The sequence below is a fragment of the Achromobacter sp. CF-sbj1-Ac2-l genome (assembly GCF_052698165.1).
On record NZ_CP199855.1, the window covers coordinates 4,854,938 to 4,879,741 of the forward strand.

Consider the following 24,804-nt stretch of genomic DNA (forward strand, 5'->3'; position numbering starts at 1 on the left):
CCCGACCCCGCCCATGTCCGACTTCACCACCCGCCCCGAAATCCGCGGCACCTTCGGCGTCGCCTCGTCCACCCACTGGCTGGCGTCGCAGGTCGCCATGGGCGTGCTGGAGCGCGGCGGCAACGCCTTCGACGCCGCGGTGGCCGGCGGCTTCACGCTGCAGATCGTCGAGCCGCACCTGAACGGCCCCGGCGGCGAAGTGCCGATCCTGCTGTGGAGCGAACGCGAAGGCCGCATGCGCGCGCTGTGCGGCCAGGGGCCCGCGCCGGCGCTGGCAACGCCGGCCTACTTCCGCGGACTCGGCGAGGACCTGGTGCCCGGCATCGGCCTGCTGCCCGCCACCGTGCCCGGCGCTTTCGGCGCCTGGCTGACGATGCTGCGCGACTACGGCACCTGGGAACTGGCCGACGTGCTGCGCCCGGCCATCGACTACGCCCGCAACGGCTTCCCGCTGGTGCCGCGCATCTCGCAAGCCATCCTGGCGGTGCAGGCCCTGTTCCGCGACGAGTGGACCAGCTCGGCCGCCGTCTGGCTGCCCGACGGCAAGGTGCCCGCGCCCGGCGCGCTGCTGCGCACGCCGGCCATCGCCGCCACCTACACCCGCATCCTCGACGAAGCGCACGCGGCGGCGACCGACCGCAATGGCCGCATCGACGCCGCGCTGGCCGTCTGGTACCGCGGTTTCGTGGCCGACGCGATCGACGCCTACTACACCCATGAAGCCGTACGCGACACCACCGGCCAGCGCAATCGCGGCCTGCTGCGCAAGGCCGACCTGGCCGACTGGCGCGCCCGCTACGACGATCCGGTCACGCTGCAATACGGCCGCTACACGGTTGCCAAATGCGGCGTCTGGTCGCAAGGCCCGGTGCACCTGCAGCAGCTCGCGCTGCTGCGCCACCTGCAAATGGACACGCTGGACCCGGCCTCGCCGCAATTCGTGCACCGCATCGCCGAGGCCGCCAAGCTGGCCTTCGCCGACCGCGCCGCCTGGTACGGCGATCCCGATTTCGTCGACGTGCCGTTGGCCGCGCTGTTGAGCGACGACTACACCCGCGCGCGCGCCGCCGCCATCGGCCCACGCGCCGCCACCACGCTGCAACCCGGATCCCCGGATGGCCGCGCGCCGCGCCTGCCCGACCTGGAAGCCGCCGCCCGCACCCTGGCCGCGTCCGACACCCGCTTCGGCGTGGGCGAGCCGACCTTCGCGGCGCTGCCGCCGGTGGCGGAATGGGCCGCGCGCGAGATCTTCGTCGGCGACACCTGCCAGATCGACGTCATCGACCGCGACGGCAACATGGTCGCGGCCACGCCGTCCGGCGGCTGGCTGTCGTCCAGCCCGGTGGTGCCGGCGCTGGGCTTTCCGCTCACCACGCGATTGCAGATGACCTGGCTGGACGAGGGCGTGCCCGGCCAGTTGCAACCTGGCAAGCGGCCCTGCACCACACTGTCGCCCGGCCTGGCGCTGCGCGACGGCCTGCCCTACATGGCCTTCGGCACGCCCGGCGGCGACCAGCAGGACCAGTGGACCGTGTCCTTCTTCCTGCGCCACGCCATGGGCCTGAACCTGCAGCAGGCGATCGACGCGCCGTCCTGGCACATCGACCATTTCCCGGGCTCGTTCTGGCCGCGTTCGCTGACGCTGAACCGCCTGACCGTCGAGGGCCGCCTGCCCGAAGCCACGCAACAAGCGCTGCGCGAGGCCGGCCATGACCTGCGCGTCGGCCCCGACTGGTCCGAAGGCCGCATCAGCGCCTGCACCCGCGAACCGGCGGCCGGCGGCGGCCTGCTGCTGCGCGCCGCCGCCAACCCGCGCGGCATGCAGGGCTACGCGGTCGGCCGATGAACCATTTTTCCATCCAGCCGGCGCACAGACCGGCCACATCACAAGGGGTAAACACCATGAAGACCATCCGACGACTGTTGCGCGCCTGCGCCCTGACCCTGGCCTGCGCCGCGCCCGCGCTGGCGCACGCGGCCTGGCCCGAAAAGCCGATCACGCTGATCGTGCCATGGGCCGCCGGCGGCTCCACCGACATCCTGGCGCGCGTGCTGTCCGAAGGCCTGACGCAGTCGCTGGGCCAGCCCGTCATCGTCGAGAACCGCTCGGGCGCCTCGGGCAACATCGGCAGCACCTTCGTGGCGCGCGCCAAGCCCGACGGCTATACGCTGCTGGTCGGCTCGATGAGCACCCACACCATGAACCAGGCGCTCTACGGCAACATGCCGTTCGACGGCGTCAAGGACTTCACGCCCATCGCCGAACTGGCGCTGGTCACCAATACGATGGTGGTGCATCCCTCGGTGCCGGCCAGCAACGTCAAGGAGTTCATCGACTACGTCAAGGCCAACCCCGACAAGGTGGCCTACGCCTCGGCCGGCCAGGGCTCGACCAATCACCTGAGCGCCGCGCTGTTCGAGAAGGCCGCCGGCGTGAAGATGATGCACATCCCCTACCGCGGCGGCGCGCCGGCTGTGCTGGATACGGTGGCCGGCCGCACCCAGGTGCTGTTCAGCGCCGGCACCCAGACCCTGCCGCACGTGCAGACCGGCAAGCTCAAGCTGCTGGCCGTCACCGAGGAACAGCGTTCGCCGTTGCTGCCCGAGGTGCCGACCGTGGCCGAGACCCTGCCTGGCTATGAACTGTCGGTCTGGTACGGCGCCTTCGGCCCGGCCGGCATGCCGCCCGAACTGACCACGCGCCTGAACCAGGAGATCAACAAGATCCTCAAGCGCCCCGACGTCGTCAAGAAGATGGGCGACATGGGCGTGCTGCTGCTGGACACCACGCCGGAGCAGTTCGGCCAGGTGCTGGCGCGCGACGCCGACAAGTACGGCAAGCTGATCAAGGAACTGGGAATCACCGCCGAATGAGCCTCACGTCCGACACCCTCGAACGCCTGGCGCTGGCCTATGACGGGGCCTCGGCCCCAGCCGCTTTCGCCGCGCTCGACGCGCATGCCCACGCCACGCTGGGGCACACGCTGTGCACCATCAACCGCCATGACGCCGAACGCATGCGGGTGGTGCGGCTGTACAGTTCGAACGCCGCCGCCTATCCGCCCGGCGGCAGCAAGGACAAGCGCGGCACGGCCTGGGGCCGCCACGTGCTGCTCGAACGCCAGGTCTTCATCGGCGAGGGCGTCGACGCGATCCGCGAATTCTTCGACGACCATGACGCGATCCAGGCGCTCGGCCTGCAATCGGTGATCAACGTGCCGGTGGTGTTCGACGGCGCCTGCCTGGGCACCGTCAACTTCCTGATGCCGCGCGCGGCGCTGACGCCGGCCGACATCGCCGCCGCCCGGCTGGCGGGCCTGCTGGCCCTGCCGGCCTTCCTGGCGCTGACGCCGGCCGGTTGAAATGCGGGACGCGCTTCGGCGCGCCCCGTGGCTCAGATCAGCGCGCGGCGGATGCGGGCCGAGGCCATGTCGATCACGACCACGAAGCCGACGATGATGATCATCACCGCGCAGGTCTCGGCATAGCGGAAGCTGCGGATGATTTCCCACAGCACGGTGCCGATGCCGCCGGCGCCGACGATGCCCACCACCGAGGCCGAGCGCACGTTCGACTCGAAGCGGTACAGCGAGTACGAGATCCACAGCGGCAGCACCTGCGGGATCACGCCGTAGACGATCTCTTCGAGCGCGTTGGCGCCGGTGGCGCGCACGCCTTCCACCGGACGCGGGTCGATGGCCTCGACCGCCTCGGAGAACAGCTTGGCCAGCACGCCGGTGGTGTGCACCCACAGCGCCAGCACGCCGGCGAAGGGCCCCAGGCCCACCGCCACGATGAACAACATCGCGAACACCATTTCATTGATGGCGCGGCAGGCGTCCATCAGGCGCCGCATCGGCTGGTAGACCCAGGCCGGCACCATGTTGGACGAACACAGCAGCCCCAGCGGCACGGCCACCACGATCGCCAGGAACGTGCCCCACACCGCGATCTGCACCGTCACGATCATCTCGTCCAGGTACATGCGCCAGTCGCGGAAATTGGGCGGGAAGAAGTCGGCCGCGAACTGGGCCATGTTGCCCGAGTCCCGCAACAGGTCCAGCGGCCGCATGTCGGCGCCACGCCACGACATGACCAGCAGCGCCAGCACAAAGGCCCATACGAGCAGGACCGGCAGCGACGAGCGCGGGGCGGCGGGAGAACGGGAAGAAGGCACGGCCAGGGTCATGAAAATTCCGGAGTAGGGAAATCGGATGGACGCGCGCCGGCGCTTGACGGAAAGGCGCCGGCGCGGCGCGGCATCGTTACTGCTTGGCGGTGGGCTGGCCCAGGCTGGCCAGCTTGGCGTCCAGGTCGGCCAGTTGCTTCTGCTTCTCGGCCTGGCCGATGGTGGCGTCGGCTTCGATCTTGGCCTTCTCGCGTGCCAGTTCGATCTGGCGGATCGGCACCAGTTGCTGGTTGTCCGAGGCGCGGAAGCCCTGGTAGGTCAGCGCCTTCAGGTTGGCCATTTCGCGCGCGGCATCCTTGCCCTTGCCGTAGTTGACGAAGAAATCGCGGATCCTGGCCTTCATGTCGGCCGGCAGGTCGGTGCGCATGACCAGCGGGTCGGCCGGGATCAGCGGCGACTTCCACAGGATGCGCACGCTGTCGTTGGCGTCCTTGCCGGTGCTCAGGCGGTAGCGCTCCAGCGCCTCGGTGTTGTTGACGGCCACGTCGACCTGCTTGTTGATGACCGACAGCAGATTGGTTTCGTGGTTGCTGACGCGCACGGCCTTGAAGAAGGTCTTGGGCTCGATCTTGTTGGCGGCCCACAGGTAGTAGCCCGGCACGGCGGTGCCCGAGGTCGAGTTGGGGTCGCCGGCGCCATAGGTCAACTGGCCGCGGCGCTTGAGCAGGTCATCCAGGCTCTTGATGTCGCTGTCCTTGTTGACGATCAGCAGCGACCAGTAGCCCGGGTTGCCATCCTTGTCGATGACGGACGCGAACACTTCGCCGTTGGCGCGGTCCACCGCCTCGATGGCCGCCTTGTTGCCGTACCAGGCCATCTGCACCTTGTTGAAGCGCATGCCTTCGATGATGCCGGCGTAGTCGGAAGCGAAGAACGGCTTGACCGGCACGCCGATGGCGCGGCTCAGGTCGTCGATGACGGGCTGCCACACCGACTTCAGGTTGGTCGACGACTCCGTCGAAATGATGCCGAAGTTCAACGGCTTGGCCTCTTGCGCATGGACTTGCGTGGACAAGGCGGCAGCGGCGATCAGGGCAACAAAGGTTCTGCGTAGCATGGAAAGCTCCGGGTAGGAAACGGGCGGGGTCAGGCCGCGCAGGCCTGTCGGGAAAGCGACGCCAGGCCCGGCAGGGGCTGGGCTTGCGGCGTGTATTCGGGAAGCAGCTCGCTCAGTTCCGAGCCGTACAGGTCGCGCAGCATGGCCGGCGTCAGGTCGGCCGAGGGGCCGTCGTAGACCACCTTGCCGTGGCGCAGCGCCACCACCCGCGGGCAGTAGCGCAACGCCACATCAACCTGGTGCAGCGAGACCACCACGGCCACCTTGCGGCTGCGGTTGATGTGCCCCAGCGTGTCCATCACGCGGCGCGAGGATTCGGGGTCGAGCGAGGCGATCGGCTCGTCGGCCAGGATCACGCGGGCGTTCTGCACCAGCGTGCGGGCGATGGCGGCGCGCTGCTGCTGGCCGCCGGACAGCGTCGAGGCGCGCTGAAATGCGTAGTCGTCTATACCAACCTGGGCAAGCGCGTCGAGCCCCTGGCGCACTTCGTCGCGCAGGAACACGCGCGTCAGGCTGCGCCACAGCGGCACCCGCGGCAACAGGCCGGTCAGCACATTGGTGATGACCGGCAGGCGGCCCACCAGGTTGAATTGCTGGAACACGAAGCCGATGCTGGCGCGCGCGCCGCGCACCTGGCGCGACAGGCGGCCATGTCGCTGGATCAGTTGGCCGTTGACCGTGACGCTGCCCTGCCCCGCGTCGCCGACCACAAAGCCTGCCAGATGGCGCAGCAGCGTCGACTTGCCCGAGCCCGAGGCGCCCAGCAGCGCCACCATCTCGCCGTCCGCCACGCGCAGGTCGACGTTGTCCAGCGCACGGGCGCCGGGATGGAAGGACTTGCTCAGCCCCTGTACTTCGATGGCGTAGGTCATCGTTGAATCCCCTTGGATTGGTTCATTCGCGCATTCTGTTTTCGCGGCATGACAGCGCGATGACCTGGCGATCGAATCATTTGGCTGAAAATAGGGGTCACGGCAACCGACTGAAAGACATCCGTCATATAGGCCCGCGCCACGGTCGCGGGCGGCGGGTATATTCAAAGTCTCGCCCCCCTTCCGACAGGCGGTCATCATGCTCAACGGTTCCTGCCTCTGCGGCCGCGTTACCTACCAGATCACCGGGCCGCTCACCGACGCCCTGAACTGCCATTGCGCCATGTGTCGCAAGTCGCACGGCGCCGCCTTCCGCAGCCGAGCCACCGTGCAGGCCAAGGACTTCGCCTGGACCAAAGGGGAAAACCACGTCACCTGGTACTGCTCGTCGCCGGGCAACTACCGCGGCTTCTGCGAAGCCTGCGGCACGCCGCTGCTCAGCCGCTTCGACCAGACGCCCGACATCTACGGCCTGCCCCTGGGCGCGCTGGACGACGACCCCGGCGTCAAGCCCGGCGCGCATTGCCGCGTCGCCAGCAAGGCGCCCTGGTTCGACATCACCGATACCTTGCCGCAGTATTCCGAGGCCTACGAGGACGCGGAAACGGCGTTGCCCCACGCCGTTACATAAAAATTCAACCATATAGTTGAGCTTGGACGAGAAGCACGGCTATATTCAACCTCATGGTTGAACCACTGCCTCCTCCATCCCTCGATGCCGTCTTTCGCGCGCTGGCCGATCCCACGCGCCGCGACATGCTGCGGCGCCTGGCGGGCGGAGACAGGACCATCGGTGAACTGGCCGCGCCCCTGCGCATGAGTTTTGCCGGCGCCTCCAAACACGTGCAGGCGCTGGAACGGGCCGGCCTGCTGCGGCGGACCGTCAACGGCCGCAGCCATGTATGCAGCCTGAATCCGGCCCCGATGGCCGAAGCCATGCAATGGCTGCGCTTTTATGAACACTTCTGGTCGGGCAGGCTGGACGCGCTCGAAGCCGCGCTGGCCGCCCATGCGCCCCCGACCGCATCTTCGGAGAGCCAACATGAGTGATTACGCTGTCGTCACCAGCCCCACCTCCCTTTGCTTCACCCGCGTCCTGCCCGGCAGCGTGGAACAGGTCTGGGCCTTCCTGACCGAATCCGACAAGCGCGGGCTGTGGCTGGCGAGCGGCGACATGGAGCTGCGCGAAGGCGGCGGCGTCACGCTGCGCTTCGTGCACGCCGATCTGTCATCCGTGGCCGAGCCCACGCCGGCGCCCTACAAGCCCTATGAGAACGGCGTCACCACCCACGGCATCATCACCCGCTGCGAACCGCCCAGGCTGCTTGCGTTCACCTGGGGCGGCTCGCAGGGCCAGCCGTCTGAAGTCACGTTCGAGCTGTCGCCGCAAGGCGAAGGCACCCGCCTGGTGCTGACACACCGCAAGCTGGCCTCGCGTGCCGACATGATCGACGTGGCCGCCGGCTGGCATGCGCACCTGGGCGTGCTGGCGGCGCGCCAGGCCGGCCGCGCGCCAGGCCCGTTCTGGTCGGCGCTGCAGCGCTGGGAAACGGACTACCAGGCGCGCATCGCGGCGCAATGAGGGACGCCCTCCGCCCCGCCTCCGGCGGCGCGGGGCGAGCGCCGCCCGCCTTTCCAATGCCCGGAGCGGGCGCGGCGCAGTCGTTCAATAGCAACTATCACGCCGCCAGGCCGGATAAAAACTGGCTAATCATTGCGCTTTGCAGTAACATAAGTCCGTGATTTTTCCGCAAAAACCGGGCTTCGTTCACAACATTGAGTGCCAACCCACGGTGGCAGTCTGAGTACCTACCCGCAGTGGCGGGTCTGGCCGGACTTACGCCCGGCATTCCCGCAACGCTGCAACCGGTTTTCTTGGGTGAAACCTGCCCTTGCCCCGTGGCGCGACCCGCGTCGCCCGGCATCGCAGCAGACACTCCAACCCGCTTCTTCCGGCGACGCGCCACAAGCGCCGACCCGCGACCAAGCTGCGCATCACGCGCACCCTGCCCTCGCGGCGCGAGTATCCGTCATTTCAGACATCCGCTTGGGATGCCGTGGCCCATACCCGCGCTTGCCCGGACGTTTTACGTTCAACCGCTGGACCTGGCCAACAGAGTCCGACGCGCTCGCCATCCCCGGGTGGCGCGCCATGCCGACGGCATGGCGGCGCGTATTGATCAAGGAGTAGAGAATGGCTAAAGAAGAACTCATCGAACTGGACGGCATCGTCGACGAAGTGCTGCCCGATAGCCGCTACCGTGTCACCCTGGACAACGGCATCGAAGTGGGCGCCTACGCCTCCGGCCGCATCCGCAAGCACCGCATCCGCATCCTGGCCGGCGACCGCGTCACGCTGGAAATGTCGCCGTACGATCTGACCAAGGGCCGCATCAACTTCCGTCACAAGGATGAGCGCGGCCCGGCCCCGGCGAGCCGCCCCCAGCACCACCGCCGCTGAGCCGCGGGGCCGGCGTTCGCGCCGGCCTGCCGCCACGGCGGGCGCGCCCCCGCGGGTTGCCCCGTGACCTTAAACTCGCGCACGCCCTGCCGTAGTAATGCGCAAGACCCCGGTTCGTGAAAGAATGGCGCTCCCCCGGCGCCAGGCCCGGCGGAACACGCATGAAGCAGCAAGATGGATCTGACACAGGAATTGAAAGAAGCGGCCGACCAGCTCTCCCTGGCGCGAAGACGATTCGCCAAGGGGGAAGAAGGCCTGCGCCTGCTGCATCAATCGCGGGAATCGTTCATCAACAGCCTGCGCAACACCGGCCTGACCTATGCCGAGGCCAAGACCAAATACGACAACTGCCTGGATGAACAGGAAGTGCAGTTGCACGGCATGCTGGACAAGATGATGTACGCCGAGCGCATGCATCAGTACATCCTGCACCGCATCTCCCTGCAACAAGCGCAGGACGCGGCCGCGCCGCAGGCGGCCACCGCCTGAGGCGCGGCCGGCCCTTTCCCAGGCCTTCCGGGTTTCAAGCGGCGCCCGCGCCCGGCGCGGCCTTGCCGCGCCGACGGATCCGAGCCGGGTCAGGGCTTGAAGGCGCCGATGAAGATCGCGGGGTCGACCCGCGCATCGTTCAGGCTGACGTTCCAATGCAAGTGGGGGCCCGTCGCCCGGCCGGTCGCGCCGACCTTGCCGACCACCCCGCCGCGCGGCACGACATCGCCGACCTTCACGTCAATGGCCGACATGTGGCAGAACATGCTGACAAAGCCCTGGCCATGGTCCAAGAAGACGGTCTTGCCGTTGAAGAAATAATCCCCCACCAACGACACCACGCCGGCGGCCGGCGCCTTGATCGGCGTGCCAGCCGGCACGGCGAAATCCAGGCCGGAGTGCGGATTGCGTTCCTCGCCGTTGAAGAAGCGGCGCAGGCCGAACGGACTGGACAGGCGGCCGCCGCTGACCGGACGGTCCAGCAGCAGGTTGCTGGGCGTGACGCCGGCGCGATAGGCGCGATTGGCGGCGCTCTGCTCGGTCATCTCGCGCTCGATGCGCTTCATGTCTTCAGGATCGGGATTGACCTGGCGCGGATTCTTCAGCGTGATGTGCTGCGCCACGTATTCCTTGGCGCGCACGGTGAACGGCAGTTGGCGCGTGCCGGCGCCGTCGCGCACGGAGATTTCCTGGGGACCCGGCTTGACCGCCAGCGGGATGCCGACCACGGCGATCCACTGCTTGCCATCTTCGCGCACCACCAGCACGCGGCGGTCGCGGTAGGTGACCTCGGGCGCCGTCGCCGCGTCGCCCAGCGCCAGCACAGCGACGCCGCCCGGCACCGGCGCATTGAGCTTGCGGCTGATGAAGCCGCCCTGCTGCGCGGCCGGCGCTTGCTTGGCGCGCACCGGCAGGGCCAGGCCCACCGCGGCCGCGGCCAGGCCCAGCCGCAGCATGTCTCGGCGTCGCGGCATCACTGTTGCAGGCACAGGTTGGCGGGTTCGATCAGGGTCTGGTCGCGCCGCGCGATGCGGGTCGACAGGCGCGCCTCGGTCTTGCCCTTCCAGGTGGTGGTGGTCAGCACCGCCTCGACGCCCAGGCTGTCCGACTGGATCAGCTCGAAGCCGTTGCGCACCGCCTTGCGCTCGAAGCGCACGCCCTGGTCCTTCCAGGCCGCGGCGACGCAGTTGGTGTAGTCCTCGGCCGTGCGCGGGGTCGAGCCGTAGAACACCGGATCGCGGTCGCGGACGTCTTTGACGTTGGCGCAGGCGGACACGGCGAGCACGACGGCGGTGAGGGACAAGGCGGTACGGACCTTCATATCGGGACTCTCTGGCAAGGAATGGAAAGAGGCGGCCAACTATACCGCAGCGTCCGGCGACGGCTGCGGGCGGCGCGCCGACTTGGGGCGGAATGCGGCGATGACCTCGGGACGGGTCTCGGCATAGGGCCCGCCGATCAGGTCGATGCAATAGGGAATGGCGGCGAAGATGCCCGGCACCAGCGTCGAGCCATCGTCGGCCTTCAGGCCCTCGAGGGTCTCGCGGATCGCCTTGGGCTGGCCCGGCAGGTTCACGATCAGGGCGGCATGCGCCGGCCGTTCACGGACCACGGCGACCTGCCGCGACAGGATCGCGGTGGGCACAAAGCGCAGGCTGATCTGGCGCATCTGCTCGCCGAAGCCCGGCATTTCCTTGGTGCCGACCGCCAGCGTGGCCTCGGGCGTGACGTCGCGCCGCGCCGGACCGGTGCCGCCGGTGGTCAGGACCAGATCGCAGCCGCAGGTGTCGACCAGCTCGATCAGCGTCTCGGAGATGCGCGCCGCCTCGTCGGGGATCAGCCGGTCCACCGCCTGCCACGGCGAGGCCAGCGCGCCGCCCAGCCAGGCGCGCAGGGACGGCAGGCCCTCGTCCTGGTAGGCGCCGGCCGACGCGCGGTCGGAAATCGACACCAGGCCGATGATCAGTTCGTCGGGATGGCGGCGGGCGATACGGGTAGGGGCGGTCATGGGCGATCGGGCGTGGGGTGGACGGAAGGCGCGGGGCACGGGCGCCGCCGGCGGGCCGGGGCGCGGTCAATCCTGGAAATCCAGGACCCCGCCAGACAGGGATGCTATCGCATTCTCCGCCCGGCGGCCGGCAGGGGGCGCCGGTCGCCCTGTGGCAAAAAGGGGAATCCGCGGGCACCCGCGGGTTTGCGCCCTTGTCTCGGTCATGGGGGCTGGATAACATCCGCTCACAATCCTCTCTTTCACCCCGATCCGCGCGCCGCGCCTTCCTGGTTCCTCATGTTCACACGCACCCTCGGGCAGCATGCGCTGGCGGCGGCGCTGGCCTTGTCGGTGGCGCTGGCCGCGGGCTGGGGCGCCTGGCACTGGCTGGCCCTGCGCACCGGCCCGTGCGCCGAAGCGGCGACCGGGGTCTACATCCATAACCTCGGCAACACCCTGGAAGACCAGACCCGCAACCTGTCGCGGCTGAGCCAGGCGCTGCGCACCGGCGACCGGCTGGTGGTGCTGGGGTCGTCCGAGTTGACCAGCACCGACCTGCGCTTCGTGCCCTACCGCTTCCTGGCCGACGAGCTGCGCATGCCGGTCATGGCCTACGGCCATTCGGGCTTCCAGTCGCTGGGCATGCAACTGGTGCTGGCGGCGCTGGCCGACGACCTGTCGTCCGCCTCGCGCGTCGTCATCATGGTGTCGCCGGGTTGGTTCGACGGCGACGGCGGGCTGGGCCCGGATGAATTCCGCGAGCATGCCAATCCCCTGCTGCCGCGCCTGCTGCGCCAGCCCGAGGGCCGCGAACAGGTGGCGCGCTGGCTGCTCGACAAGGGCGACGCCCGGGTGGCGTGGTCGATGGCGGCCGAGCAGGCCTACGTCTTCCGCCAGCGGCTGATCGGACTGTGGACGCCCGCGCACGCCGCCCCCGCGCCCGAGCAGGAAGCCGCCGGCCCGACGGCGGCGGCCCGGGTGGTGGACTGGGACGCCCTGGCGCGCGAGGCCCAGGAAGCCGAACAGGCGCAGATGACGCGCAACCGCTACGCCGTGCGCGACGATTTCTTCGACAAATACCTGCAAACGGTCGCGGCCGGCGGCAAGACCGCCTTCCAGCCCCAGCCGCTGACCGGCAAGGACGAACTGCGCGAGCTGGAAGCGCTGATGCGGCTGCTGCGCAACCACGGCGTCAATGCCCTGTTCGTGATGCAGCCGCTGCACCCGATGGTCTTCAGGGACCTGGACCGCTTCACGCCCGTGCAACGTCAGGTCGACGCGCTGTGCGCGCGCTACGCCATGGCCTGCATGGACATGTACGATGCGCCCTACGAGATCGGCACCCTGCGCGACGTGCAGCACCTGGGCGAACTGGGCTGGCTGCGGGTCAACCAGCGCATCGCCGAGGTCTTCCGCCCATGAAATCGCCCTCCCCCCCGCCGAACGCCGTCAAGGACACCGCGCGATGAGAAAAACCCTGTGGCTGTGCCTGCTCTACCTGGGCCTGCTGGCGGTCATGATGATCCAGGCCGACACCTCGGCCAACCTGGGCAAGCCCCTGGAGATCGAGTTCCAGTACCAGAAGTTCTAGCGGGCCGCGCCGACGGCGACGGCGCGCGAGCGGTTTGCCGGACCCGGGGAACGGCGAGAGTTGCCTGAAGCAACCAGGGACAGGTCACAAATCTGCAATAATCTGGGCCTCCGCCGGAACCTCGCCCGCCCCCATGCCCACCCTCTTTCATGGCCTAGACCTCTGGGTTGGCCTCAGCCTTGCACTGGCCCTGACGTTCGTCCTGGCCTTCGAATTCATCAACGGCTTCCACGACACGGCGAACGCCGTCGCGACGGTCATCTACACCAAGGCCATGCCGCCGCACCTGGCGGTGGTGCTCTCCGGCATCTTCAACTTCCTCGGCGTGCTGCTGGGCGGCGTCGGCGTGGCCTACGCCATCGTCCACCTGCTGCCGGTGGAACTGCTGATCAACGTCGATACCGGACGCGGGCTGGCCATGGTGTTCGCCATGCTGGCCGCGGCCATCGCCTGGAACCTGGGCACCTGGTATTTCGGCATCCCGGCCTCCAGCTCGCACACGCTGATCGGCTCGATCCTGGGCGTGGGCCTGGCCAACGCGCTGATCACCGACCTGCCGCTGGCCGAGGGCGTGAACTGGGGCAAGGCGATCGACATCGGCGCCTCGCTGGTGGTGTCGCCGGTGGCCGGCTTCCTGGTCGCGGGCGGCCTGCTGCTGGCGCTCAAGCGCTGGCTGCCGCTGTCGAAGATGCACAAGACGCCCGAGCAGCGCCGCGCCATCGACAACAAGAAACACCCGCCGTTCTGGAACCGCCTGGTGCTGGTGCTGTCGGCCATGGGCGTGAGCTTCGTGCACGGCTCGAACGATGGCCAGAAAGGCATCGGCCTGATCATGCTGGTGCTGATCGGCATCGTGCCGGCCAACTTCGTGCTGGACACCAACAGCACCACTTACCAGATCGAGCGCACGCGCGACGCGGCCACCCACCTGAGCGCGTTCTACCAGCGCAACGAAGCCATGCTGGGCGACTTCCTGGCGCTCAAGCGCGCCGGCTCGGCCTCGGACCTGCCGCGCACCTTCCGCTGCGATCCCGAACTGACCCTGCCCACCATCGACGCGCTGCAGGCCGACCTGCACGGCGTCAGCAACTACGCCGACCTGTCGGCGGCCAAGCGCATCGACGTGCGCCGCTACCTGCTGTGCCTGGACGACACCGCCAAGAAGGTGGCCCGCATCGAAGGCCTGCCGGCGCGCGAGCGCACCGACCTGCAGCGCCTGCGCGCCGACCTGACCGCCACCACCGAATACGCGCCCTTCTGGGTGATCGTGGCGGTGGCGCTGGCGCTGGGCGCCGGCACCATGGTCGGCTGGCGCCGCGTGGTGCTGACGGTGGGCGAGAAGATCGGCAAGCAGGGCATGACCTACGCCCAGGGCATGTCGGCGCAGTTGACGGCGGTCGGCGCCATCGGCCTGGCCAACGTCTTCAGCCTGCCGGTGTCGACCACCCACGTGCTGTCGTCCGGCGTGGCCGGCACCATGATCGCCAACAAAAGCGGCCTGCAGGGCGGCACGGTGCGCAACATCCTGCTGGCCTGGATCCTGACCCTGCCCGCCTCCATGCTGCTGGCGGCCGGCCTGTTCTGGATCGGCGTGCAGATCGCCGGCTGACGCCCGCGCGCCGGCCGCGCGGATCATCTGCACGGGCGGCGCAACACTGTGGCTACCGCGCCGGGCTATGTCCGGCGCGCGCGCGCCTCTACCATGGCGCCATGGCTACCTCTTCCCTTCCCTCCCTGCATTACATCTACGACCCGCTGTGCGGCTGGTGCTACGGCGCCGCGCCACTGCTGCAGGCCGCCCGCGGCATCGATGGCCTGGTCATCGCACTGCACGGCGGCGGCATGATGACCGGCGGCAACCGCCAGCCGGTCACCGACGCGCTGCGGCGCTATGTCATCCCGCACGATGAACGCATCGCGGGCCTGACCGGCCAGGTGTTCGGTCCGGACTACATCGACGGCCTGCTGCGCGACAGCGGCGCGGTATTCGACTCGGCCCCGCCCACCACCGCCATCCTGGCCGCCCAGGCCCTGGACCGACGCGGCCTGGACATGCTGCAGCGCCTGCAACGCGCCCACTACATCCAAGGCCGCCGCATTGCCGACCCGGCTGAACTGCGCCGCCTGGCCGAGGACATCGGCCTGGATGGCGCGGCCTTCCAGGCCGCCTATGACGCCACGGTTGGCGACGCCACCGATCGCCACATCGCGCAAAGCCGCGCGCTGCTGGAGCGCCTGCGAGGCTCGGGCTTCCCGACGCTGGCGCTGGAGCGCGACGGCGCCTTCACCGTGCTCGACCCGGGCCGCTACCTGGGCCGACCGTCACAGTGGCAAGCGGACCTGCGCGCACGCCTGGGGTAATCAGGGCTCGCCGATGTCGCCGTCGCGCTGCAGCGCGCGGTGCATCGCCGGACGCGCCGCCAACCGCTCGGCATAGCCCGAGAACACCGGGTTCTCGGGAATCAGCTTGACCTGCATCATGAACTGCAATGTCCCGCCCAGCACGATGTCGACCGCGCTGAAATGCTCGCCCAGGAAATACGGGCGCGATTGCAGCACGCGGGTCACGACCTGCTCGACCTCGTCGGCCGAGCCCCAGCCCATCGTGCCGCTCTGGTGCGGCGTCTTGAAGGCGCGCTCGGTCATCGCCGGCTCGAACACGCCGGTGGAATACGCCAGCCAGGTCAGGTAGGGGCCGCGCTGCCGATCGCCCACGACGGGCCCCAGGCCAGCCTCGGGATAGAGGTCGGTCAGGTACAGCGCGATGGCCGGGGTCTCGAACACCGGCACGCCGTCGTGCACCAGTGCCGGCACCTTGCCGTGCGGGTGGATGTCGATGTAGTCGGGAGCGATATGGCCGGATCCGTCGCGGCGGCGGATCGACACCATCTCGGTGTCATAGGGCACGCCCAGCTCTTCCAGTAACCAGAGAATCCGGAACGAACGCGAGCGCGGCGCGTGATAAAGGGTCAACATGGTCTGTCTCCTGGATCCGGGGCGGACCCTGCGGCCATTGTGCCGCAGGCGCCCCCGCCGGAGCCAGCACCGTCCCCGACCGCCCCGGTCGCTGATGCGGCCCACGCCCCGCGAGCCGGTCGGGGCGGGCCGCCGCGCTACGCGTCGGTCGCGCCCAGCGCGCGCAATTGCGCCTTCAGGCGGCGCACCTCCTGGCTCAGGTCCAGGATCAGCGCCACGGCATCGAGGCCGGCGCCGAAATCACGCTCCAGCCGGCGCGCGTGCAACGCGCGTTGCAGGTCCATGCTGTAGAAGCGCCATTCGGCCGGGCGCGACCCGCTGGCGTCGACGATGCCGACCTCGACCAATTGCGCGACCCATTCGACCCCGGCGCCGCAGGCTCGCGCCAGATCGTCGGCACTGAGCGGTTGCGATTTGCCCACCACAGTGGCGCTGCTGATGACGACTTTTTTCATGATCAGACCCCCAGGTGGCGCCGCGGATTGAACGGCAGGTCTTGCTGCATCTTGCGGTAGGCCGCCTTGGCCGCGTCGCTGTCGGCCGGCGGCAGCGCCAGCTCCAGCACCAGATACAGGTCGCCGGGCGGGTCGCCCGGAATGCCGCGGCCGCGCAGCCGCAGCTTGCGGCCGTTGCCCGAACCGGCGGGTATCGAGACCTCCACCGTGCCGCCCGGGGTCGGCGCATTGACCTTGGCGCCCAACGCCGCCTCCCAGGGCGCCACCGGCAGCGTCATATACAGGTCGCGTCCCTCGACGCGATAGCGCGCGTGGGGCTTGAAGCGCACCTCCAGGTACAGGTCGCCGTTCTCGCCGCCGCCATAGCCCGGCATGCCCTGCCCGGCCAGGCGGATGAACTGGCCCTCGCGCACGCCCGGCGGGATCCGCACGCTCAGCGTGCGCGTCTGCACCTGCGGGCGGCCCTGGTCGTCGACCGTCATCGAGCGCAGGCTGATGTCGCGGGTGGCGCCTTGCAGCGCGTCCTCGAGATCGACCTCGATGGCCGCGTGGTGGTCGTCGCCGCGGGCGCGGAATTCCTGCTCGCGCCCCGCGCCCTGCGCGCGGCGGCCGCGGCCGCCGAACAGCGACGAGAAGAACTCGCTGAATTGCGCCTCCTCGCCCGAGGCGGCGCCGCGATGGAACTCGAACCCTTCGTCCCAGCCTGGCGGCGGCTGGAAGCCGCCCCCGGGCGAGACGCCGGCGGCGAGGTTGTCGTAGGCCTCGCGCTTTTCCTTGTCGCGCAACACGTCGTAGGCTTCGTTGACGTCGCGCATGCGGGCCTCGGCGTCGCTTTCCTTGCTGACGTCGGGGTGATACTTGCGGGCGAGTTTGCGGTAGGAGCGCCGGATCTCGTCTTCGGAGGCGCCGCGCTCCACCCCAAGAATGCTGTAGTAGTCCTTGAACTCCATTTTCCAGCCCATGGTGAGGGTTGCAGCCAAAGGCGGCGGCTCGCGCCGGATTCGGCCCTGAACAGAAAGAAGATAGGGGCTATTGCGCGATTTTTCAATGCGCTTCGACCCGTTGCGCGGCTTCGCGCATAATTGACGGTCGCGCCACCCGCCGCCAAAGGCGGGGCCGCCCATGAACAGGAACCGATCGTGCTGGAAATCATCGACGTCGACTTCAACAACCCGGAACACGGCCGCCAGGTGCTGGCCATGCTCAACGAATACGCCAGCGGCCCCATGGGCGGCAGCACGCCCCTGCCCGAGTACGCGCAGCGCAACCTGATCGCGGAACTGGCCAAGCGGCCCACGGCGCGCGCCCTGCTGGCGCGCATCGACGGCGCGGCCGCCGGCGTGGCCATCTACCTCGAGGGCTTCTCGACCTTTGCCTGCCGTCCGCTGGTGAACCTGCACGACCTGGCCGTGTCGCCGCGCTTCCAGGGCCAGGGCGTGGGCAAGCAGTTGCTGGCCGCGCTGGAAGACCGCGCCCGCCAGCTCGGCTGCTGCAAGATCACGCTGGAAGTGCTGGAAGGCAACGACGTGGCCCAGGGCCTGTACCGCAAGCTGGGCTACGAAGGCTACTCGCTGGACGAGGACACCGGCCGCGCCATGTTCTGGCAGAAGAAGCTGGCCGCCTGAATACAGCGCTTTTTCGCGGCGTGGCGGACGCACACCCCAAGGGAAGAACCAACATGAAGATGAGCAACATCCCCTTCGGCACCACCGACTGGTCCGAGGTCGAACCCACCGAGCATCCGGGCGACACCGGCAAGGCCTACTGGCGCACCCGCCAGTTCGGCGATCTGCGCGTGCGCATGGTCGAGTACACGCCCGGCTACCTGGCCGACCACTGGTGCAGCAAGGGCCACATCCTGTTCTGCCTGGAGGGCGAGCTGCACACCGAGCTGGAAGACGGCCGCACCTTCGTGCTGACCCCCGGCATGAGCTACCAGGTGGCCGACCAGGCCGAGCCGCACCGCTCGTCCACTGCCATCGGCGCCAAGCTCTTCATCGTCGACTGACGCATCGGCGCGACACGCGAAATTTCAATTGCGTTACGCTTTGCGTCATAGACCCCTTTTATCCACCGCCTGACCGGAGATGCACTTGGGCGCCCCGTTTACGCTGTTCGTCGATTCCCAGTTCCTCAGCCCCTACGCCATGTCGGCCTATGTGGCGCTGACCGAGAAACAGTTGCCGTTCGAGGTCCGCATGATTGACCTCGACGCGGGCGAACAGCGCATGCAGCCGTACCAATGCCGCGCCCTGACCGCGCGCGTGCCGGCCCTGACCCACGGCGACTTCAACCTGACCGAATCCACCGCGATCGCGGAGTACCTGGAAGACCTGTATCCGGCGCCCGCCTGTACCGCGCTGTACCCCGCCCAGCCGCGCGAGCGCGCCCGCGCCCGCCAACTGCAGGCCTGGCTGCGCAGTGACCTGGGCGCCCTGCGCCAGGAACGCCCCACCGAAACGGTCTTCCACGACCGGGCCGGCGAACCGCTGTCGGACGCCGGCCATTCGGCCGCGGCCAAACTGATCCACGTGGCCGGCGCACTGATCGGCGCGGGCCAGTCGACCCTGTTCGAGCAATGGTGCCTGGCCGACCTGGACCTGGCGGTGGCATTGCGCCGCCTGTGGCTGGACGGCCTGCCCGATCCGCTGCGCGACTATGCCGAGGCCCAGTGGCAGCGCCCCTCGGTGCGCAAATGGCTGGAACACAACGCGGCGGCGCGCGCCTGACCCCCGCCCCGGAGCCGCCATGCAATTGCTGGATCACGTCTCCATCAGCGTCGCCGGGCTCGATAGCGCCCGGCCGTTCTATGACGCCGTCATGGCGGCCCTGGGCGCGGCCAAGGTCTACGACCATGCCGACGCCCTCGGCTACGGCGAGCGCTGCCGCCCCGGCGACGCCGGCCATACCTACGTCAGCATCCAGGCCGATCCCGCGGCGTCACCGACTCCGCCGGCGCGCCGCCACTGGTGCTTCAAGGCCTCCAGCCGCGCCGCGGTGGACGCCTTCCATGCCGCCGGCCTGGCCCATGGCGGAGGCGACGCGGGCGCGCCGGGGACACGGCCGCACTATCATCCGCATTACTACGCCGCCTTCCTGTCCGACCCGTCGGGCAACCGCATCGAAGCCGTGTGCCACAACGCGCCCTGAAGGGTGGCACGGGACCGGACAATCAAGAAGGGACAGATAATTCCGGGCGTTTGACTTGCATCAACCGTCCCCATGTTGCGATGCAACATCCATTCGGGTGTAATGGGGGGGTCAAGTCAACTGGTTCCACTTGAGGAACCGGTCCGGTAGCACCCGCTGCCGGGTGCTACCTATAGGAGATCGCCATGGCCGGATCCGGCAACGATCGCGTCCCCGCCCCGTCCTTCAACCCCTGGACGGCCGCCTATGAATACGCTGTGGACGCCTGGCAGCGCGGCGTGCTGTACGCCGACGTCATGCGCCAGCGCGGCAACCAGTACCACGAGCACATGGCCAAGCGGGCCCCCAACGTGCTCAGCATGGAGTACGAACTGGTGCTGGACGGCCGCGAATTGCCGCGCCCGGTCAACTACGGCCTGCTGCGCATCAAGCCGCCCGAGGGCGTGGCGGTCGATCCGATCAAGCGCCCCTTCCTGGTGGTCGACCCACGCGCCGGCCACGGCCCCGGCATCGGCGGCTTCAAGCCCGAGAGCGAGATCGGCGTGGCGGTGCGCGCCGGCCATCCCTGCTACTTCGCCACCTTCCTGCCGCAGCCCGTGCCCACCCAGACCGTCGAAGACGTGATGAAGGCCGAGGCCCATTTCCTGGAAGAAATCATCGCGCGTCACCCCGACGCCGAGGGCAAGCCGGTGGTGGTGGCCAACTGCCAGGCCGGCTGGCAGATCATGATGACCGCCGCCGTGCGTCCCGAGCTGTTCGGCCCCATCATCATCGCCGGCGCGCCGCTGTCCTACTGGGCCGGCTGGCGCGGCATGAACCCGATGCGCTACGCCGGCGGCCTGCTCGGCGGCAGTTGGCTCACCGCCCTGACCAGCGACCTGGGCGACGGCAAGTTCGACGGCGCCTGGCTGGTGCAGAACTTCGAGAACCTCAACCCCGCCAACACGCTCTGGTCCAAGCAGTACAACCTGTACTCCAAGGTCGACACCGAGGCCGGCCGTTACCTCAGCTTCGAGAAATGGTGGGGCGGCCACGTGTTCCTGAACGGGCCGGAAATCCAGTACATCGTCGACAACCTGTTCGTCGGCAACCGCCTGTCGACCGCCGGGCTGGTCACGTCCGACGGCATCCGCATCGACCTGCGCAACATCCGCTCGCCGATCGTGGTGTTCTGCTCCAAGGGCGACAACATCACCCCGCCGCCGCAGGCGCTGGGCTGGATCCCGGACCTGTACCAGGACGACGCCGAGGTGCTGGCGCACGACCAGACCATCGTCTATGCCGTGCATGAGAGCATCGGCCACCTGGGCATCTTCGTGTCCGGCAGCGTGGCGCGCAAGGAACACCAGGAATTCACCTCCAACATCGACATGATCGATGTGCTGCCGCCCGGCATCTACCAGGCCGAGATCACCGACAAGACGCCGGACACGCCCAACGCCGACCTGGCCTACGGCAACTACGTGCTGTCGTTCGAGCAGCGCCGCATGGACGACGTGCGCGCCATCGTCGAGCGCAAGGAAGACGACGACCTGCGCTTTGCCGCCGTGGCCCGCATCTCCGACATCAACCTGGGCATGTACCGCAGCTTCGTGCAGCCGTGGGTGCGCGCCCTGGTGACGCCGCAATCGGCCGAATGGAGCCAGCGCCTGCACCCGCTGCGCCTGCCGTATGAGCTGGTGTCCGACCGCAATCCGCTGATCGCGCCGATCGCGCAGGTGGCCGAGCAGGTGCGGGAGCATCGGCAGCCCGTATCGCCCGACAACCCGTTCCTGCTGGCCCAGGAGATGTTTTCGAAGCTGGTCGAGACCAGCCTGAACATCTTCCAGGAACTGCGCGATTCGGCAGACGAGCGCACCTTCATGAGCGTCTATGGCTCGCCGCTGGTGCAGGACCTGGCCGGCCTGGGCGGCAAGGACGGCCAGCCGCGCCGCCACCCCGGCGTGTCGCCGGAACACCGCCGCTTCATGGAAGAGCGCGCCGCCGAACTGCGCTCGCTGCTGCAGGAAGGCGGCCTGCGCGTGGCCGCCATCCGCATGCTGCTGTACGTGGCCGGCGCCGAGGGCGGCCTGGACGAGCGCAGCTTCGCGCTGATCCGCAAGATGCGCGCCGAGGCCGGCAACGCCATGACGCTGCAGGAATTCAAGGACATCACCCGCGACCAGGCCATGATGATGCGGCTGGACTCGGCCGCCGTGCTGCAGACGATGCCGAAGCTGCTGGAAGGCTCGTCGCCGGCCGCCATCCGCGAGGCGCTGGCAGCGATGAAGCACGTGCTGGAAGCGGCCGAGCCGCTGAGTCCCGCCGCGCGCGCCAGCCTGGCCGAGATGGAGCAGATCTTCGAAACCGCCGCGCGCCGCGCGCAAAAGCATGAGCCGGCGCCGGGCGCGCGCAAGGCCGTGCGCGCCGCCACCGCGAAACTGCAACCGTCGCCCCCGGCGCCGCCCGCCGCCCGTGCGCGCCGCGCCGCCACGGCGGCCGCCGCCAAGTCCACGCCGCAGGCCGCGGTCAAGGCCGCCGCCCGCAAGAAGGAAGCCGCGCCCGCGCGCGTCCGCAAACCCGCCACCGCCAAGGCCAAACCGGAATGAGCCTGCCCACCTCCACGCACTACGACAAACTGATCGCGCGCGCCCAGACCCTGGCGCCCGCGGCCTGCGCCATCGCCCATCCCTGCGACGAGCCGTCGCTGTCGGCCGCGCTGGAAGCGCGCGACCTGGGCCTGCTGCGACCCATCCTGGTGGGCCCGGAACACAAGATCCGCGACACGGCCGCGCAGCACAGGTTGAACCTGGGCGATGCCCGCATCGTCGATGCGCCGCACAGCCACGCCGCGGCCGAGACCGCCGTGGCGCTGGTGCGCGGCGGCGAGGCCTCGCTGCTGATGAAGGGCAGCCTGCACACCGACGAGCTGATGCACGAAGTGGTGGCGCGCGCCACCGGGCTGCGCAGCGGCCGCCGCATCAGCCATGTGTTCATCATGGAAGTGCCGACCTACGCCGAGCCGCTGTTCATCACCGACGCGGCCATCAACATCTTTCCGGACCTGGAAACCAAGGCCGACATCATCCGCAACGTGATCGACCTGCACCACGGCCTGGGCCTGGGCGAGCCGCGCGTGGCGATCCTGTCGGCGGTCGAGCAGGTCACGCCCAGCATTCCCAGCACCATCGAGGCGGCCGCGCTGTGCAAGATGGCCGACCGCGGCCAGATCGCCGGCGGCGTGCTGGACGGCCCGTTGGCGCTGGACAACGCCATCAGCCCCGATGCCGCCCGCATCAAGGGCATCCGCTCGCTGGTGGCGGGCGTGGCCCAGGTGCTGGTGGTGCCCGATCTGGAAGCCGGCAACATGCTGGCCAAGAACCTGACCTTCCTGGCCAACGCCGAGGCCGCCGGCATCGTGCTGGGCGCGCGCGTGCCCATCATCCTGACCAGCCGCGCCGACAGCCCGCGCTCGCGCCTGGCGTCGTGCGCGGTGGCGGCGATCTACGCGCACCACCTGGCCACGCAGCAGGCGCGTCCGCTGGCCTGAGGCCGGCCGACAGGCCGTGAATGAGCGGCGGGGCCCCCGGCCCTGCCTTGTCCGTTGCATCAAGAGGCGATCGACTCCATGTCCGACACCATTCTCGTCATCAACGCCGGCAGTTCCAGCATCAAGTTCTACCTGTACGACATCGACGCCAAACAGGCGCTGGCGCCGCGCCTGGGCGGCCAGCTCGAAGGCATCGGCACCAGCCATCCGCGCCTGCGGGTGCGCGACGCCGCCGGCCAGACGCTGGTGGAACGCGACATCGCGCCCAGCCACGCGCCCGATGTGCCCAACGGCCAGGAGGTGGTCGGCACCTGGCTCAGCGGCCACCTGGGCGGCGCGCCGCTGGCGGTGGGCCATCGCGTGGTGCACGGCGGCCCCGACCTGGCCGAGCCGGTGCTGATCGACGACGCCATCCTCGCCAAACTGGACACCTTCACGCCGCTGGCGCCGCTGCACCAGCCCAACAACCTGGCGCCGATCCGCGTGATCCGCGAGCGGCGCCCGTGGATTCCGCAGGTGGCCTGCTTCGACACCGCGTTCCACCGCAGCCATTCGGACGTGGCCGACCGCTACGCCCTGCCCGAGCATCTGTACCAGCAGGGCGTGCGGCGCTATGGCTTTCACGGCCTGTCGTACGAATACATCGCGCAGCGGCTGCGCCAGGCGCTGCCCGAGATCGCCATGGGCAGGATCATCGCGGCGCACCTGGGTTCGGGCGTGTCGGCCTGCGCCATGCACCAGGGCAAGAGCGTCGACAGCACCATGGGCTTCACCGCGCTCGAAGGCCTGCCGATGGGCACGCGGCCGGGCCGGCTGGATGCCGGCGTGGTGCTGTGGATGATGGAACAGGGCATGTCGCACGACGACATCGAGCACGTGCTGTACCACGACTGCGGCATGAAGGGCCTGTCGGGCATCAGCAACGACATGCGCGAACTGCTGGCCAGCGACGCGCCGTCGGCCAGGCTGGCGCTGAAGTACTTCGCCTGGCGCGTGGCCGAAGGCATGATCGGCCTGGGCTGCGCCATGAACGGCATCGACGGCATCGTCTTCACCGCTGGCGTCGGCGAAAACTCGGCCGAGATCCGCCAGGCCATCAGCGAGCATTGGGGCTGGCTCGGCATCAAGCTGGATCCCGAGCGCAATGCGCATCACGGGCCGCGCATTTCCAGCGACGACAGCCGCATCGGCGTGTACGTGGTGCGCACCAATGAAGAACTGATCATCGCGCAGCACACGCTGGCCCTGGTGAAACAACGATGAGCGCCGCCCTCCCTCTTGCCGGCAAGCGCGGCCTGGTCACGGGCATCGCCAACGCCGACTCCATCGCCTGGGGCTGCGCCAAGGCGTTCCGCGCCATGGGCGCGGAACTGGCCGTGACCTACCTGAACGACAAGGCGCGCCCGCACGTCGAGCCGCTGGCGCGCCAGGTGGACGCGTCGCTGCTGATGCCGCTGGACCTGCTGCGCGAGGGCGAGCTGGAGGCGGCGTTCGAGCGCATCGCCGCCGAATGGGGCGGCCTGGATTTCGTGCTGCATTCCATCGCCTACGCCCCGCGCGACGATCTGCACGGCCGCGTCACGGACTGCTCGCGCGCCGGCTTCCTGACGGCCATGGATGTGTCGTGCTGGTCGTTCATCCGCATGGCCAAGCTGGCAGAGCCGCTGATGCCCGGCGGGGGCGCGCTGTTCTGCATGAGCTACTACGGCTCGCAGATGGTGGTCGAACACTACAACATGATGGGTCCCGTGAAGGCCGCGCTGGAATCGGCCACTCGCTACCTGGCGGCCGAACTCGGCCCGCAGGGCATCCGCGTGCACGCGATTTCACCCGGGCCGCTCAAGACCCGCGCGGCCTCGGGCATCGCCGAATTCGACGCGCTGCTCGACCGCGCCCAGGCCAAGGCCCCGGCGCGCAGCCTGGTCTCCATCGACGACGTCGGCGAGGCCACCGCCTGGCTCGCTACCGACGCCGCCCGCCGCATGACCGGGCAGACGCTGTACATCGACGGCGGCTATCACATCATCGATTGAGGCGCGGGCGCC

The 24,804-nt window shown here is 69.1% G+C and carries 29 protein-coding genes; 20 read left to right on the top strand and 9 right to left on the bottom strand.

The window, feature by feature from the left end; genetic code table 11:
• Positions 1 to 13 precede the first annotated feature (13 nt).
• Genes ACUDCK_RS22220 through ACUDCK_RS22230 form a run of 3 tightly spaced genes read left to right on the top strand, consistent with a single transcriptional unit; the run spans position 14 to position 3,362 of the window.
• On the top strand, positions 14 to 1,846 hold the full coding sequence (locus ACUDCK_RS22220) for a gamma-glutamyltransferase family protein (RefSeq protein WP_175167520.1): 1,833 nt from the start codon (positions 14 to 16) through the stop codon (positions 1,844 to 1,846).
• Between the two features lie 56 nt (positions 1,847 to 1,902).
• Complete coding sequence (locus tag ACUDCK_RS22225) at positions 1,903 to 2,874, top strand: Bug family tripartite tricarboxylate transporter substrate binding protein (RefSeq protein WP_054417151.1); 972 nt, start codon at positions 1,903 to 1,905, stop codon at positions 2,872 to 2,874.
• Positions 2,871 to 3,362, top strand: coding sequence for a GAF domain-containing protein (locus tag ACUDCK_RS22230; protein WP_054501030.1), 492 nt, complete (start codon positions 2,871 to 2,873; stop codon positions 3,360 to 3,362). Before ACUDCK_RS22225 ends, ACUDCK_RS22230 begins: the two co-directional genes overlap by 4 nt.
• Positions 3,363 to 3,394: 32 nt before the next feature.
• On the opposite strand, the gene phnE is transcribed toward ACUDCK_RS22230, so the two are convergent.
• The 3 genes from phnE to phnC all read right to left on the bottom strand — a co-directional run bounded on the left by phnE (position 3,395) and on the right by phnC (position 6,118).
• Positions 3,395 to 4,189 (bottom strand): phosphonate ABC transporter, permease protein PhnE, encoded by a 795-nt coding sequence (gene phnE / locus ACUDCK_RS22235; RefSeq protein ID WP_020926712.1) that lies wholly within the window; start codon positions 4,187 to 4,189, stop codon positions 3,395 to 3,397.
• Positions 4,190 to 4,265: 76 nt separating this feature from the next.
• Positions 4,266 to 5,246, bottom strand: coding sequence for a phosphonate ABC transporter substrate-binding protein (phnD, locus tag ACUDCK_RS22240; RefSeq protein ID WP_175142552.1), 981 nt, complete (start codon positions 5,244 to 5,246; stop codon positions 4,266 to 4,268).
• A 29-nt stretch (positions 5,247 to 5,275) separates the two neighbouring features.
• Positions 5,276 to 6,118, bottom strand: coding sequence for a phosphonate ABC transporter ATP-binding protein (gene phnC / locus ACUDCK_RS22245; RefSeq protein WP_175167519.1), 843 nt, complete (start codon positions 6,116 to 6,118; stop codon positions 5,276 to 5,278).
• Between the two features lie 199 nt (positions 6,119 to 6,317).
• Here phnC and ACUDCK_RS22250 point away from each other — a divergent pair, with 199 nt between their 5' ends.
• The 5 genes from ACUDCK_RS22250 (at position 6,318) to ACUDCK_RS22270 (ending at position 9,068) form a co-directional block, all read left to right on the top strand.
• Complete coding sequence (locus ACUDCK_RS22250) at positions 6,318 to 6,749, top strand: GFA family protein (RefSeq protein WP_175167518.1); 432 nt, start codon at positions 6,318 to 6,320, stop codon at positions 6,747 to 6,749.
• Positions 6,750 to 6,802: 53 nt separating this feature from the next.
• A complete protein-coding gene (locus tag ACUDCK_RS22255) occupies positions 6,803 to 7,168 on the top strand; it encodes an ArsR/SmtB family transcription factor (RefSeq protein ID WP_064528257.1) in 366 nt (121 codons plus the stop codon).
• Positions 7,161 to 7,700: an SRPBCC family protein gene (locus ACUDCK_RS22260; RefSeq protein WP_054501025.1), complete on the top strand. Its 540-nt coding sequence runs from the start codon at positions 7,161 to 7,163 to the stop codon at positions 7,698 to 7,700. The genes ACUDCK_RS22255 and ACUDCK_RS22260 overlap by 8 nt, the downstream gene beginning before the upstream one ends.
• A 612-nt stretch (positions 7,701 to 8,312) precedes the next feature.
• A complete protein-coding gene (gene infA, locus ACUDCK_RS22265; RefSeq protein WP_054501024.1) occupies positions 8,313 to 8,579 on the top strand; it encodes a translation initiation factor IF-1 in 267 nt (88 codons plus the stop codon).
• A 174-nt stretch (positions 8,580 to 8,753) separates the two neighbouring features.
• Positions 8,754 to 9,068: a hypothetical protein gene (locus ACUDCK_RS22270; protein ID WP_054501023.1), complete on the top strand. Its 315-nt coding sequence runs from the start codon at positions 8,754 to 8,756 to the stop codon at positions 9,066 to 9,068.
• Positions 9,069 to 9,157: 89 nt separating this feature from the next.
• Here ACUDCK_RS22270 and ACUDCK_RS22275 read toward each other — a convergent pair whose 3' ends face one another.
• From ACUDCK_RS22275 to mog, 3 genes are read right to left on the bottom strand one after another with little or no spacing between them, the layout of a single operon-like run.
• Positions 9,158 to 10,042: a peptidoglycan DD-metalloendopeptidase family protein gene (locus tag ACUDCK_RS22275; RefSeq protein WP_175167517.1), complete on the bottom strand. Its 885-nt coding sequence runs from the start codon at positions 10,040 to 10,042 to the stop codon at positions 9,158 to 9,160.
• Positions 10,042 to 10,389 carry a hypothetical protein gene (locus ACUDCK_RS22280; protein WP_054501021.1) on the bottom strand — a complete coding sequence of 116 codons (348 nt, stop codon included), beginning with the start codon at positions 10,387 to 10,389 and terminating at the stop codon, positions 10,042 to 10,044. Before ACUDCK_RS22280 ends, ACUDCK_RS22275 begins: the two co-directional genes overlap by 1 nt.
• A gap of 39 nt (positions 10,390 to 10,428) precedes the next feature.
• A complete protein-coding gene (gene mog / locus ACUDCK_RS22285) occupies positions 10,429 to 11,076 on the bottom strand; it encodes a molybdopterin adenylyltransferase (RefSeq protein ID WP_054501020.1) in 648 nt (215 codons plus the stop codon).
• 279 nt (positions 11,077 to 11,355) lie between these two features.
• On the opposite strand from mog, the gene ACUDCK_RS22290 reads away from it, so the two are divergent.
• The 4 genes from ACUDCK_RS22290 (at position 11,356) to ACUDCK_RS22305 (ending at position 15,010) form a co-directional block, all read left to right on the top strand.
• Positions 11,356 to 12,480 carry a D-alanyl-lipoteichoic acid biosynthesis protein DltD gene (locus ACUDCK_RS22290; protein WP_175167516.1) on the top strand — a complete coding sequence of 375 codons (1,125 nt, stop codon included), beginning with the start codon at positions 11,356 to 11,358 and terminating at the stop codon, positions 12,478 to 12,480.
• A 43-nt stretch (positions 12,481 to 12,523) separates the two neighbouring features.
• Positions 12,524 to 12,649: a hypothetical protein gene (locus ACUDCK_RS22295; RefSeq protein WP_020926707.1), complete on the top strand. Its 126-nt coding sequence runs from the start codon at positions 12,524 to 12,526 to the stop codon at positions 12,647 to 12,649.
• A 133-nt stretch (positions 12,650 to 12,782) separates the two neighbouring features.
• On the top strand, positions 12,783 to 14,258 hold the full coding sequence (locus ACUDCK_RS22300; protein ID WP_054501018.1) for an inorganic phosphate transporter: 1,476 nt from the start codon (positions 12,783 to 12,785) through the stop codon (positions 14,256 to 14,258).
• Between the two features lie 101 nt (positions 14,259 to 14,359).
• Positions 14,360 to 15,010 carry a DsbA family protein gene (locus ACUDCK_RS22305; RefSeq protein WP_064528250.1) on the top strand — a complete coding sequence of 217 codons (651 nt, stop codon included), beginning with the start codon at positions 14,360 to 14,362 and terminating at the stop codon, positions 15,008 to 15,010.
• On the opposite strand, the gene ACUDCK_RS22310 is transcribed toward ACUDCK_RS22305, so the two are convergent.
• The 3 genes from ACUDCK_RS22310 to ACUDCK_RS22320 all read right to left on the bottom strand — a co-directional run bounded on the left by ACUDCK_RS22310 (position 15,011) and on the right by ACUDCK_RS22320 (position 17,030).
• Positions 15,011 to 15,625 carry a glutathione S-transferase family protein gene (locus ACUDCK_RS22310; protein WP_144655338.1) on the bottom strand — a complete coding sequence of 205 codons (615 nt, stop codon included), beginning with the start codon at positions 15,623 to 15,625 and terminating at the stop codon, positions 15,011 to 15,013.
• 137 nt (positions 15,626 to 15,762) lie between these two features.
• On the bottom strand, positions 15,763 to 16,080 hold the full coding sequence (locus ACUDCK_RS22315) for a chaperone modulator CbpM (RefSeq protein WP_064528244.1): 318 nt from the start codon (positions 16,078 to 16,080) through the stop codon (positions 15,763 to 15,765).
• A 2-nt stretch (positions 16,081 to 16,082) separates the two neighbouring features.
• A complete protein-coding gene (locus tag ACUDCK_RS22320) occupies positions 16,083 to 17,030 on the bottom strand; it encodes a DnaJ C-terminal domain-containing protein (protein ID WP_054501014.1) in 948 nt (315 codons plus the stop codon).
• 189 nt (positions 17,031 to 17,219) lie between these two features.
• Between ACUDCK_RS22320 and ACUDCK_RS22325 the strand changes: the two genes are divergently transcribed.
• The 8 genes from ACUDCK_RS22325 (at position 17,220) to fabI (ending at position 24,792) form a co-directional block, all read left to right on the top strand.
• Complete coding sequence (locus ACUDCK_RS22325; protein ID WP_054501236.1) at positions 17,220 to 17,705, top strand: GNAT family N-acetyltransferase; 486 nt, start codon at positions 17,220 to 17,222, stop codon at positions 17,703 to 17,705.
• 53 nt (positions 17,706 to 17,758) lie between these two features.
• The gene (locus tag ACUDCK_RS22330) at positions 17,759 to 18,088 is read left to right on the top strand and encodes a DHCW motif cupin fold protein (protein WP_054501013.1); all 330 of its coding nucleotides are present in this window, start codon (positions 17,759 to 17,761) and stop codon (positions 18,086 to 18,088) included.
• An 85-nt stretch (positions 18,089 to 18,173) separates the two neighbouring features.
• Complete coding sequence (gene yfcF / locus ACUDCK_RS22335) at positions 18,174 to 18,809, top strand: glutathione transferase (RefSeq protein ID WP_116792896.1); 636 nt, start codon at positions 18,174 to 18,176, stop codon at positions 18,807 to 18,809.
• Between the two features lie 19 nt (positions 18,810 to 18,828).
• Positions 18,829 to 19,230, top strand: coding sequence for a VOC family protein (locus ACUDCK_RS22340; RefSeq protein WP_054501011.1), 402 nt, complete (start codon positions 18,829 to 18,831; stop codon positions 19,228 to 19,230).
• A gap of 185 nt (positions 19,231 to 19,415) precedes the next feature.
• Positions 19,416 to 21,818 (top strand): DUF3141 domain-containing protein, encoded by a 2,403-nt coding sequence (locus tag ACUDCK_RS22345; protein ID WP_175142555.1) that lies wholly within the window; start codon positions 19,416 to 19,418, stop codon positions 21,816 to 21,818.
• A complete protein-coding gene (locus tag ACUDCK_RS22350) occupies positions 21,815 to 22,759 on the top strand; it encodes a phosphate acetyltransferase (protein WP_054501009.1) in 945 nt (314 codons plus the stop codon). The genes ACUDCK_RS22345 and ACUDCK_RS22350 overlap by 4 nt, the downstream gene beginning before the upstream one ends.
• A gap of 78 nt (positions 22,760 to 22,837) precedes the next feature.
• Complete coding sequence (locus tag ACUDCK_RS22355) at positions 22,838 to 24,022, top strand: acetate/propionate family kinase (RefSeq protein ID WP_175167515.1); 1,185 nt, start codon at positions 22,838 to 22,840, stop codon at positions 24,020 to 24,022.
• Entirely contained in the window at positions 24,019 to 24,792 is a 774-nt protein-coding gene (fabI, locus tag ACUDCK_RS22360) for an enoyl-ACP reductase FabI (RefSeq protein WP_054501007.1), read from the top strand. Before ACUDCK_RS22355 ends, fabI begins: the two co-directional genes overlap by 4 nt.
• Positions 24,793 to 24,804: the final 12 nt, after the last annotated feature.